10 protein-coding genes are annotated in these 12,051 nt (G+C 54.1%); 7 read left to right on the top strand and 3 right to left on the bottom strand.

Annotated features, from left to right (window positions below):
- The first annotated feature begins 307 nt into the window (after positions 1–307).
- Positions 308–1,261: a nickel/cobalt transporter gene (locus ACDO57_RS21605; protein ID WP_148768859.1), complete on the top strand. Its 954-nt coding sequence runs from the start codon at positions 308–310 to the stop codon at positions 1,259–1,261.
- Between the two features lie 33 nt (positions 1,262–1,294).
- Here ACDO57_RS21605 and proP read toward each other — a convergent pair whose 3' ends face one another.
- Positions 1,295–2,797: a glycine betaine/L-proline transporter ProP gene (gene proP / locus ACDO57_RS21600; RefSeq protein WP_024906762.1), complete on the bottom strand. Its 1,503-nt coding sequence runs from the start codon at positions 2,795–2,797 to the stop codon at positions 1,295–1,297.
- Between the two features lie 649 nt (positions 2,798–3,446).
- Here proP and kdgT point away from each other — a divergent pair.
- Complete coding sequence (gene kdgT / locus ACDO57_RS21595) at positions 3,447–4,439, top strand: 2-keto-3-deoxygluconate transporter (protein ID WP_024906761.1); 993 nt, start codon at positions 3,447–3,449, stop codon at positions 4,437–4,439.
- Positions 4,440–4,501: 62 nt separating this feature from the next.
- On the opposite strand, the gene ACDO57_RS21590 is transcribed toward kdgT, so the two are convergent.
- Together ACDO57_RS21590 and crfC are read right to left on the bottom strand one after the other, a co-directional pair.
- Entirely contained in the window at positions 4,502–5,377 is an 876-nt protein-coding gene (locus tag ACDO57_RS21590; RefSeq protein ID WP_024906760.1) for a diguanylate cyclase regulator RdcB family protein, read from the bottom strand.
- A complete protein-coding gene (gene crfC, locus ACDO57_RS21585) occupies positions 5,374–7,728 on the bottom strand; it encodes a clamp-binding protein CrfC (protein WP_148768858.1) in 2,355 nt (784 codons plus the stop codon). The genes ACDO57_RS21590 and crfC overlap by 4 nt, the downstream gene beginning before the upstream one ends.
- A gap of 596 nt (positions 7,729–8,324) precedes the next feature.
- On the opposite strand from crfC, the gene ACDO57_RS21580 reads away from it, so the two are divergent.
- The 5 genes from ACDO57_RS21580 (at position 8,325) to phnE (ending at position 12,039) form a co-directional block, all read left to right on the top strand.
- The gene (locus ACDO57_RS21580) at positions 8,325–8,660 is read left to right on the top strand and encodes a zinc ribbon domain-containing protein YjdM (RefSeq protein WP_023310096.1); all 336 of its coding nucleotides are present in this window, start codon (positions 8,325–8,327) and stop codon (positions 8,658–8,660) included.
- An 80-nt stretch (positions 8,661–8,740) separates the two neighbouring features.
- Positions 8,741–9,178 carry a VOC family metalloprotein YjdN gene (gene yjdN, locus ACDO57_RS21575; protein ID WP_024906758.1) on the top strand — a complete coding sequence of 146 codons (438 nt, stop codon included), beginning with the start codon at positions 8,741–8,743 and terminating at the stop codon, positions 9,176–9,178.
- A gap of 135 nt (positions 9,179–9,313) precedes the next feature.
- Positions 9,314–10,102 (top strand): phosphonate ABC transporter ATP-binding protein, encoded by a 789-nt coding sequence (gene phnC / locus ACDO57_RS21570; protein ID WP_148768857.1) that lies wholly within the window; start codon positions 9,314–9,316, stop codon positions 10,100–10,102.
- A 24-nt stretch (positions 10,103–10,126) separates the two neighbouring features.
- Complete coding sequence (phnD, locus tag ACDO57_RS21565) at positions 10,127–11,143, top strand: phosphonate ABC transporter substrate-binding protein (protein ID WP_024906756.1); 1,017 nt, start codon at positions 10,127–10,129, stop codon at positions 11,141–11,143.
- Between the two features lie 116 nt (positions 11,144–11,259).
- Positions 11,260–12,039 carry a phosphonate ABC transporter, permease protein PhnE gene (gene phnE / locus ACDO57_RS21560; RefSeq protein WP_023334213.1) on the top strand — a complete coding sequence of 260 codons (780 nt, stop codon included), beginning with the start codon at positions 11,260–11,262 and terminating at the stop codon, positions 12,037–12,039.
- Positions 12,040–12,051 lie beyond the last annotated feature (12 nt).

The following is a 12,051-nucleotide window of genomic DNA, read 5'->3' as shown; positions in this document are numbered from 1 at the left end:
GCTTTCCTCTTTCAGAGTCAACCCGTTATTTCAGGATTTTTTCTCTTCAACCGACCGGGTTGTTTGTGAAGTGATTCACATCCGCCGTGTCGATGGAGGCGCATTATAGGGAGTTCCCGAACGACCGCAACCGAAAAGTTGAAAAAAAATTACTGACTGCTGCATTCCCCAGCAAAACCCCGCCTTATACCCTTTTATACACAAAGTTATCCACAATCATGAGCGGATCGCGATGCGATCCTACGAATTGAGCGGGAAGATCAACTATACTAGCGGCAAATACTCTCCTCTGTGCAGGCCCATCCTCATGACCACACAACGCCTCGCCCGTGACTGGCGTCTCCCTACAGCAGGAGTGATGCTGCTGGCGATCCTCTTTGCCGGTTTTACCCTGCATGCGCACTGGAACGCTTTTATCCAGTGGTGTCTCGCCACACAAATTACGCTGCACCGTTATCTGGTGATGTATCTGCTGCAGCTTAATAACCACCAGTACAGCGGCGGATTATGGCTGTTAACGGGAGCTTTCCTTTATGGCGTTCTCCACGCCATTGGCCCCGGGCATGGAAAATTCATTGTGACGACCTACCTGACTACAAATAAGGAAAGCGAGCTGGCCGCCCGGGTCGTCCCCTTCCTGGGTAGCCTGATGCAGGGCGTGAGCGCCATTCTGTTTGTCTTTATTCTGGCGGTGGGGTTTAACCTCGCCTCAGGGGATATCAGTACCAGCCGCTGGTACGTGGAGAAGATAAGCGCAGTGCTTATTGGCGCATTTGGCGCGTTTGTTATTTACCAGGCGCTGAAGAGCCTGCGTCCACACAGGTTAACGATCTCAGCTATCAAACCGCTTCATCAGCACGATGAGCACTGTGGCTGCGGTCATCATGGCGTGGGGGCAAACCTGACACAAAGCGACTGGAAAACACGCCTGGGTGTCATTCTGGCAATTGGCGCACGCCCGTGCAGCGGGGCGATCATGATTCTGATGTTTTCGAACGCGCTGGGCATTGTCACCTGGGGGGTGGCCGCAGTCATGACCATGTCTTTGGGAACCGCGCTTTCTATCGTGGGGCTTTCACTGGCAGTACGCTACGCCCGCGAGCGCACGGTGAGCTGGTTCGGAGAAAGCACCTCATTAAGATGGCTCGTACCGGCAGTCAAAATAGCCGGAGGGATAGTCCTGATCCTGTTCGCGACGGTGCTGTTCCTGACGGTGATCCCCATCAGTGCCAATGGCGACTACATCGCCGCCGGATGCTAATAAAAGAAAACCCGCCGTTGGCGGGTTTTTTTATTACTCGTTGATGCGTGGATGCTGGTCCACCAGTCGGGAGCGTTTTTTCTGCAGCTCTTCAATCTCTGCGTCAATATCCTCAATCTTCTGCTCTACGTTATCGTAGTGCTCCCGCAGGATCTCTTTCGCTTCCTGAATATCCGATGCCGCAGGCGTGGCGCCTTTCAGAGGACGATTCGCCGTCTCCTTCATGGTAATACCGGTAATCAAACCAATCACCGCGATCACCATCAGGTAATAAGCCGGCATCATCAGGTTCTGCGTGCTCTCCACCAGCGAGGCGGCAAGCGTTGGGGTCAGACCGGCAATCAGCACCGAGATGTTAAAGGCCGCGGCCAGCGCGCTGTAGCGAATGTGGGTCGGGAACATCGCGGGCAGCGTTGAGGCCATCACCCCGATAAAGCAGTTAAGGATCACCGCCAGCATCAGCAGACCGGCAAAAATTAGCCCCAGCACATCGCTGTTAATCAGAATAAATGCCGGGATTGCCAGCGCAAACAGCGCAACGCTTCCCAGAATAATGAACGGTCGACGGCCAAAACGGTCACTCAACAGGCCCATAATCGGCTGCACAAACAGCATACCGACCATGATGGCGATAATAATCAAGACACCGTGATCTTCCGAGTAGTGCAGGTTATGCGACAGATAGCTCGGCATGTAGGTCAGCAGCATGTAGTAGGTCACGTTGGTCGAAATCACCAGACCAATACAGGTCAGCAGGCTGCGCCAGTGCTTAGTGGCAATCTCTTTGAACGACACCTTCGGACCATCCTGCAGCCCTTCGCGGTCACCCTGTTCCAGCTTATCGACGTGCTGCTGGAACGCGGGCGTTTCTTCAAGCGCATGACGCAGGTAGAGACCAATGATCCCCAGCGGCAATGCCAGGAAGAACGGGATACGCCAGCCCCAGTCGAGGAAGTTCGCTTCCCCCACTACGGTTGAAATCAGCACCACCACGCCCGCGCCCAGAACAAACCCGGCAATCGAGCCGAAGTCCAGCCAGCTTCCCATAAACCCGCGCTTACGGTCCGGAGAGTACTCGGCAACAAAGATCGAGGCGCCGGTGTATTCACCACCCACGGAGAAGCCCTGAGCCATCTTACAAATCAGCAGCAGAATCGGTGCCCAAATGCCGATGGTGGCGTAAGACGGGATAAGGCCGATACAGAATGTACTGATCGACATAATGACGATGGTGATGGCAAGGATTTTCTGACGGCCATATTTATCGCCGAGCATACCGAAGAACAGTCCACCCAGCGGGCGAATCAGGAAGGGAACGGAGAACGTACCCAGTGCGGCAATCATCTGAAGGCTGGGATCGGCCCCGGGGAAAAACACTTTACCTAACGCATAGGCCACAAAGCCGTAGACACCAAAATCGAACCATTCCATCGCATTACCGAGCGAGGCTGCGGTAATGGCTTTACGCAGCTTTGCGTCATCAATAATGGTGACGTCGCGAAGCGTGATGGGTTTAATCTTTTTCCTTCTTAGCATAGCTATCCTCGTTGACTCGGCCCTGTCTGTTTCACAGTCCAGTTTGCGTTCTGTGAACCATGGGATCCGCTCCATGCGAATCGCCTTATTCAAGCGTAGCAGGTTTACTTACATTGACGTTTTACGCCGATACAACCGAACCTGTTGACGCCTGCCTGGGCAGTTAATGACCTTTTTACCCTACCAGCGTTTATATTTGTGATCAACTTCACACATATTTTCGCGTCCGGTCAACCCAGTCAAATTTTTGTCAAGGAGTGCCAATAAGCACTTCCTTAACCTACCTAAAGAGCATCCTCACGCACGTCATTATTTCTTTCGTAACAGAAAAACAAACCACGTTAATTCACATCAAATTTACATAAATTTCCATCAACAGGAACCGGACTCAGGTTTTACATTGAATATGTGACAAAGATAACTAAAACGATGTTTTATTTTCATTGAATCGATATTCCAATGATCGCATGATAAATCTGAATTCAGCGTTTTATGTTTTACAGAATGAGGTTAATCGAGAGCACACATTTAATTATGCGTGCAGGATTATCGAAAAAACACCGCAAGCGACAAGAGCAATTAATTGAATTTATTGACTAATTTTTAACACCTGTCACCCGTCCTGCGGGCTCCGATGTGAGGTTTGTCCATGAAGATTAAAGCCACGATAGAACGCATACCCGGCGGTATGATGCTGGTTCCGCTGGTACTGGGCGCCATCCTGAATACCCTTGCCCCTGATACCGGGGCTTATTTTGGCGGTTTCACAAAAGGCATGATAACGGGCACGGTTCCGATTCTTGCTGTCTGGTTTTTTTGTATCGGCGCATCCATTAATTTGCGGGCAACAGGTACTGTAATACGGAAATCCGGCACGCTGGTGATAACCAAAATAGCCGTAGCCTGGGCGGTAGCAATGATATGCGCGATGTTCATCCCGGAGACTGGAATTCAAACCGGGTTCTTCGCGGGATTATCGGTTCTGGCGATTGTCTCAGCAATGGATATGACTAACGGTGGGTTGTACGCCAGCCTGATGAACCAGTACGGGACGAAAGAAGAGTCCGGCGCATTTGTGTTGATGTCTCTTGAGTCTGGCCCGCTGATGACGATGCTGATCCTGGGGTCTGCTGGCCTGGCCTCTTTTGAACCCCACCACTTTGTCGGCGCGATCCTGCCCTTCCTGATCGGCTTTGCCCTTGGCAATCTCGATCACGATCTGCGTGATTTCTTCAGCAAAGCCACGCCGGTGCTGATCCCGTTCTTCGGCTTCGCACTGGGGAACACCATTAATCTGAAGGTTATCCTCGATACCGGCCTGCTGGGTATTGTGCTGGGGGTCGCCGTGATCGTCATTACCGGTATTCCGCTGATCATTGCCGACCGCGTGATCGGAGGAGGAAACGGCACGGCCGGCGTCGCCGCCTCTTCAGCCGCAGGGGCTGCCGTCGCAAACCCGGTGATTATTGCCCAGATTAACCCGGCCTTTGAACCGGTGGCCGCTTCAGCGACGGCGCTGGTTGCCGCCAGCGTCATTGTCACCGCGATTCTGGTGCCAATCATCACGGCGCTGTATGCGAAACGCTACGGGAATATGCAAGAGGCCCAGCCTGAACCGAAACCAATAGAAATGAATCATTAACACACCGCACCAAACCATCCCCTCTCCCCTGCGGGGAGAGGGTTAGGGTGAGGGGGAAGGAATCATCCAAAAATCTCTTCCACCATCCCGTCAACCAGCCGTTTTGCCGAACAGAGCCTCGGCATACCCAGCGCGACGGTCTGCCAGTTTTGCGTGACTGACCAGCTCACCGGATGTTGATCCGCCTGACACCAGTCCCCCAGCCACCCCAGCATGTCTTTATGATCGATTAAACCCGGAGAGGCCGGCGTTGTCAGCCACTGGTGATAGAAATGGCGGGTCGTGGGTGACGCATTAATGCCCTGCGCCAGATAGTTAGCCGCCATGCTGCGCAGGTTATCCTTAAGCATTGCCGCCACATCTTCATTCGCGAGGCGGCATGCATCACCAAATGCCCCCCAGCGCAGCTCTTCCAGGACAATAAAACAGCGCCCGGCCAGCGACCAGCCATCATAGTGCCCGGCCCGCCAGCGGGTAAAAATCTGCTCACTGTGCTCGCCCGCCTGCACCGTGAGCCCGCGCTGGGTCAGCGCCTTTTCTTTATATGCTGCGCGTTGGGTAAAATGAGAAGCGAGTTCACCGTATTGCTGCATCAGCCCAGGGGATTGCGGGGCGCGCGGGTGAGTCTGCTGGCGCAAAGCAATCAGCTTCTCAGCCATCAGCGTCAGCGCGAGATGACCCGGATCAAGCATGCCGGCCAGTTTTTCCGCCAGCCCCAGGCGCAGCCCCGCATTTTCATTGAGCATCCCCGCCATCGCCCAGGGGCGTAGCCGGGTATGCGTCATGATTTCCTGCGTCAAACGCTCACGAAACTGAAGCTGCTGTGGTCCCAGGTGAGGATGACGCGCCGCGTCTCCCCCCTGCACCAGATCGACCATAAATTTTGGATTAATACACTCCAGCGTTCGCCCGGGGCCGTCCAGTAGTGGTGTTGTCATGGTTGCTCTGCCGCGAATAGAGTTTGAATATCATCGCGTAACAGTCGGGTATCTTCCTGTATCCACGTCGCAGTAGTGATACTTTGCTTCAACAACTGGCAGAGCGCTCGGGTTGAATGCTCATTCTGTTGACGCACTGCGAGGCTATCACGCAAGCTTTCCTGTAACCCGGTCAGGCACAACGAAAATTCTGCAAAGAACGTTGCCATTCCTGCCGTAACAGAGACATCGACCTGCGCGGACAAAGCTTTACGTATTTGTTCACAAAACTGCTCAATATGTTGCTTAAATTTGTCATGTAGCTGCGCAATGTCGATAACATAGCGCGTGCGCGTTTCCACATACTCATCCCAGCCCCAGCCCGGATTATTGAGCCAGCGAGAGACCGTTTCCCGCATGCTGCTCCCGCCTGATGGCGGGTCTGCCTGACTGTCATCCTGCGCAATCGCATCGTTAAACAGCGCCCGCGTATTGAAGTTAAGCTGGCTCGCCTGAAACGCCGGGAAACTGATTCGCGCCCGAAAACCCGCATGGCTCAGATGCTCTTTAATACGTGCTTCGATAGGGCGCATGGCTTCGTTCAGGGAACGCGCCAGCGTAGACTCAAGCTGGTCGAAGCGTAACGCCAGTTCCCGGCAAATCTTCGTCTGCGCATCCAGCATCACCAGCTCGCAGGAGGAGCGGATTTTATTCAGCGCGATCTGCGCCTGCCCTTCATCGTCCAGAACCAGCTGCTTCAGCTCGTGCGGCTCGCCACCGTGAGGGTTCTGCCGAGCGATGCCTGCCAAATCAAGAATATGCCGAGCGCTGAACACCTCGCCAATCGCCTGGTTAAGCGCGATTTTTTGGGCCCCCATAAAGTCCGCAGTGGCGTTCAGCGCCTCCTCAACTTCATGTTTCACCTCATCGCTCACGACGCACTGGCGCGTCTGAAGAAGCGCCGTGTCCTCTTCCAAACGTGCAATATTCAATTCCAGCGCCTCAAAGGCAACCGTCAGACCCTGATAGCGGAAGTCGAGGTACTCCCGGGCATTTTGTGCGTAATTAAGGAGCTTATGCGAAGCCGAACGCAGCGCGTATAGCGAGGCATTGGCATAGGCGGCGTAAATCAATTTGCGTATGGGTTGTTCAAACAGCGAATCTTCCCAGAGCAAATCGGCAGAATGACGAATATGATCGATATCGTCCAGGTCCGCCGTGCGCCAGCGACGTCCAAGCGCAGCCTCGGCAAAATCCTGCACCCAGGGCTGCTCCTGATGATCCGGCAGCTGTCCGTGGGTATTCATCTCGTAGCGCGCGCGGTTCGCCAGATATGCCCACATGGATGAAACGGGGTAGATCTGGCCAGGTGAAATATTGCCCTTCATTAAGGTACCGGAGATCATCGCCCGGACCTGCTCTTCATCGTCGCTATTGCGATCTTTCTGATCGAATTTATTGACCAGCGCATATAACGGCACTGATTTTCCCGCCGCGGAAATGGCCTGGCGAACTTCTTCATCAGAGATGGATTTAAGCTGGGTATAATCCATCACGGCCAGCACCGCCGACGCACGGGACAATTGCTCGTTGAGCATTTTTTGCAGATGTGGCTGTCCGGCCTCATTCGGTCCGGGCGTATCGAGCAGCGTCAGCTGTCCGAGATGAGCATCCAGACCCGCAAGATGCACGAACTCCACTTCAATGACCGGAATATGTTCGATAGCCGCATATTCAGAGAACGGAAACGCCACACCTAACGCCTGGGAAAGTCTCACCAGGTCGTTGAGGCTTTTCAGACAATGAAATATCGGCTGCGCGCCAAGGTGATGCTTCTCAAAAGCTTCTCCTTTTTCAATGCGCTCCAGCAGCGTATTCATGTCTTTATCAATTTCAAGATGCTGGGCCAGCTTCCCCCGATCGTAATCGCATAGCTTTTTCTGGAGCAGTTGAATCAATTCATCAATCGGCGAGGCATGTGAAAAATGCAGCACCGGGTCCTTCTGACCCGGCGTGTGCCGAATCAGGGTGGGAAGCGCCGTCATCGGACGATTGCGGTTCGGCAACACTTCGGTCCCTACAATCGCATTAATGGTGGTCGATTTCCCCGCTTTCATGGTGCCAACAATAGCCAGAACCATTTCCAGCCGGGTTATTTTCCGTAATTCATTATTCAGCATCGCCTGCTGTGCATCGACGCCGCGCGCGCTAAAATGCAAAGGTAAAACGTTGTTCTTTTCACCCGTAATGGCAGCCGCTGTGCTCTCCAGCATCGCAGCCGGCATTGATTTCAACGTATCAAGATTTTGCAGGGCGAGCTGTAACAAACGCTCGGCTTCCTGGCTTAATTCAAAAATGGTCTGTGTGTGCATGATAAAAGACTTTCCTTAACGCAAATTTATTACTTTTATTAAGCCACTGGTATTAATTATGTTGTTCAGGCTTATATGATCACGTGTGGAAAACATGTTCGCCGAAATATAACTAATTGATGATAATCAGAAATAATTCGCTATCCTTGCATGGCGTGTAAAGCTCTCCTCCTGGCCTGACAGCCAAAAGAAAAAAGCGTAGCCCAATTTTAAGAAACTTCAGGATATATCATCATTATTTACCCATCTAAAAAGAGAGGTAATACGCCCCTGCCAAAAGATATGTATGGCAGCGAGGTCAGGAGATAAATAACGATGTGTTGCTTCACCTTATCCGAAATGGAGGGGCGTAGCAATTTGCTGCAATAAAATATTCGATATATTTAGCATCAATTTTTTCCCACCGTGCTAATGACGTAAGCATCGCTTAACTGACTGACAGGAAGTGTCACTCCCGATACGCTTTTTGCATCTTTTTTAATTCACAATATCACCGACAACCGTGTGGATTTGCGCTATACTTGCCGCCTTTTTCGGCACGCTGCCGTCATTTAGCTGGCACTTCCAGCGCGTTTACACTTTTTGAGGATACCGATATGTCACTCCCACACTGCCCGAAATGCAATTCTGAATACACCTATGAAGATAATGGCATGTTCATCTGCCCGGAATGCGCTCACGAATGGAATGATGCCGAACCATCACACGATGCTGATGCACTTGTCGTAAAAGATGCGAACGGCAATCTGCTGGCGGACGGCGACAGCGTAACCGTGATTAAAGACCTGAAAGTAAAAGGCAGTTCTTCCATGCTGAAGATTGGCACCAAAGTGAAGAATATCCGTCTGGTGGAAGGCGATCATAATATCGACTGCAAAATTGACGGCTTCGGTCCGATGAAACTGAAATCAGAGTTCGTGAAAAAGAACTGATTTACCCGCCCGGTGGCGCTTCGCTTACCGGGCTTTCGGGAACTACACTTAATGGGCTTTTCTTACGTGAGGTAAAGATTATGCCGTTAAGTCCCTACATCTCTTTCGCCGGCAACTGCGCAGAGGCCACCGCCTTCTACCAGCAAGCCGTCGGCGCAGAGCCTCTCTATAAAATCACCTTCGGCGAAATGCCAAAAAGCGATAACAGCGAGGAAGGCTGTCCGTCCGGTATGAAATTTCCGGATTCCGCTATCGCTCACTCCAACGTCCGCATTGCAGGCAGCGATATCATGATGAGCGACGGGATGCCGCCGGGCAGCAACGCTCAGTACGCGGGTTTCACGCTGGTACTCGATACCCAGGACGTCAATGAAGGCAAGCGCTGGTTCGACAACCTCGCCGCGGGCGGGAATATCGAAATGGCCTGGCAGGAAACCTTCTGGGCACACGGTTTCGGTAAAGTCACCGATAAATACGGCGTGCCGTGGATGATTAACGTCGTTAAACAGCAGCACTAATTTTCGGGCGGGGGCGTTCTGCCTCCGCCTGTCATCAAACTCCGCTCAACTCTTCAAACTCCCGCAACCCAGACTTAACCCAAATGTCACATTGATGCGCCAGCATGAGGCCACATTTATCATGAGGCCCAGCACATGCAAACTGTCATCCGCGTCGAGAAACTGAGCAAGACCTTCAATCACAATAAGGCTCTGCATGCCGTTGATCTGACCGTCCAGCAGGGCGACATGGTGGCGCTTCTCGGGCCATCTGGTTCAGGTAAATCCACCCTTCTGCGTCATTTAAGCGGCCTTATCATCTGCGATAAAACGCCGGAAAGCCACGTCGAGCTGCTGGGCAATACCGTGCAGCGCGCGGGGCGTCTCGCCAGCGATATCCGTAAGAGCCGCGCCCAGACGGGCTACATCTTCCAGCAGTTCAACCTGGTAAACCGCCTGACGGTGCTGGAGAACGTGCTGATTGGCGCGCTTGGCAGCACCCCGTTCTGGCGCACCTGCCTGCGCTGGTTCTCCCCTTCCCAAAAGCAGGAAGCCTTACAGGCGCTGACCCGCGTCGGCATGGCGCATTTCGCCCACCAGCGCGTTTCCACCCTGTCCGGTGGACAGCAGCAGCGCGTCGCCATCGCCCGCGCCCTGATGCAGAAAGCGCAAATCATTCTTGCTGACGAACCCATTGCCTCGCTGGATCCGGAGTCCGCCCGCATCGTGATGGAGACCCTGCGCGACATTAACCAGAACGACGGCATTACCGTGGTGGTCACGCTGCATCAGGTGGATTACGCCCTGCGCTACTGCGAACGCATTGTCGCCCTGCGTCAGGGACACGTGTTCTTTGATGGCGCGAGCCATCAGTTTGATAACGAACGTTTTGACCATCTCTACCGCAGCGTTAACCGCGTCGAAGAGAACGCGCAGGCTGCTTAATTAAACCCGATCCGAGGAAAGTACATGAGCTACAAAGCCGTTGCCGCGCTGGCCTTTACCAGCATGTTCAGCCTCAGCACCCTCCTAAGCCCGGCGTATGCACAAGAGCAGGAAAAAGCGCTGAACTTCGGCATTATTTCGACGGAATCACAGCAGAACCTGAAACCCCAGTGGGAACCGTTCCTGAAAGATATGGAAACCAAGCTGGGGATCAAAGTGAACGCCTTCTTCGCCCCGGACTACGCGGGCATCATCCAGGGGATGCGCTTTAACAAAGTGGACATCGCCTGGTACGGCAACCTCTCCGCCATGGAAGCGGTGGACCGCGCGAACGGCCAGGTCTTTGCCCAGACCGTCGCGGCAGATGGCTCCCCGGGGTACTGGAGCGTGCTGATCGTCAACAAAGACAGCCCGATCAACAACCTCAACGACATGCTCGCCAAACGCAAAGAGCTGACCTTCGGCAACGGCGATCCGAACTCCACCTCGGGTTACCTTGTCCCTGGCTACTACGTCTTCGCCAAAAACAACGCCTCCGCCAGCGACTTCAAGCGCACCGTCAACGCCAGCCACGAAACCAACGCTCTGGCCGTCGCCAACAAGCAGGTGGACGTTGCCACCAACAACACCGAAAACCTCGACAAGCTGAAGACCTCCGCACCGGACAAGCTGAAAGAGATCAAGGTTATCTGGAAATCCCCGCTGATCCCCGGCGACCCGATTGTGTGGCGTAAAAACCTGTCCGAAAGCACCAAGGACAAGGTGTACGACTTCTTTATGACCTATGGCAAAACGCCGGAAGAGAAAGCGGTCCTGGAACGTCTGGGCTGGGCACCGTTCCGCCCGTCAAGCGACCTGCAGCTGGTCCCGATTCGCCAGCTGGCGCTGTTTAAAGAGATGCAGGGCGTGAAGGACAACAAAGGCCTGAAGGACGAGGAGAAGACCAGCAAAGTGGCCGCGATTCAGGCCCAGCTTGAAGACCTCGACCGCCTGACCGCCGCGCTAGGCGCGATGACCAGCGTGAATAAAGCGGTGCAGTAACTCAAGTCCCCTCTCCCTTGAGGGAGAGGGTTAGGGTGAGGGGGAAATGCGCACGCTGATGCCCTCACCCCGGCCCTCTCCCACAGGGAGAGGGAGAACGGATTAAGGAGTCAAACATGCAAACCATCACCCTCCCACCGCCAAAGCGCAGCTGGTTCTCGCTCATTAGCTGGGCCATCCTGCTGGCGGTGCTGGTTATCTCCTGGAAGGGCGCGGAAATGGATCCGCTGCTGCTCTTCAAAGACGCGGGCAACATGGCGACCTTCGCCGCCGACTTCTTCCCGCCGGACTTCAGCCAGTGGCAGGACTATCTCAGCGAAATGGCGGTCACCCTGCAAATCGCCGTCTGGGGCACCGCCCTTGCCGTCGTTCTCTCTATTCCGTTTGGCCTGATGAGCGCCGAAAACATCGTGCCGTGGTGGGTGTATCAGCCGATGCGTCGCCTGATGGACGCCTGCCGCGCCATCAACGAAATGGTCTTTGCGATGCTGTTCGTGGTCGCCGTAGGCCTGGGTCCGTTCGCCGGCGTAATGGCGCTGTTCATCCACACGACCGGCGTGCTTTCCAAGCTGCTCTCCGAGGCGGTCGAAGCCATCGAGCCCGGCCCGGTGGAAGGCATCCGCGCAACGGGCGCCAACAAAATCGAAGAGATCCTCTACGGCGTCCTGCCGCAGGTGATGCCCCTGCTGATCTCCTACTCCCTGTACCGCTTTGAGTCCAACGTTCGCTCCGCCACCGTCGTCGGCATGGTCGGCGCAGGCGGGATTGGCGTCACCCTGTGGGAAGCGATTCGCGGTTTCCAGTTCCAGCAAACCTGCGCCCTGATGGTACTCATCATCGTCACCGTCAGCCTGCTGGATTTCCTCTCTCAACGTTTGCGTAAGCACTTCATCTGAGAAGCGAGGCTT

This window comes from Enterobacter cloacae complex sp. 2015409 (genome assembly GCF_041365315.1).
Classification (GTDB): Bacteria; Pseudomonadota; Gammaproteobacteria; order Enterobacterales; family Enterobacteriaceae; genus Enterobacter; species Enterobacter pseudoroggenkampii.
The sequence above is the reverse complement of the archived record's forward strand: the minus strand, read 5'-3'. Positions and strand labels throughout refer to the sequence as shown.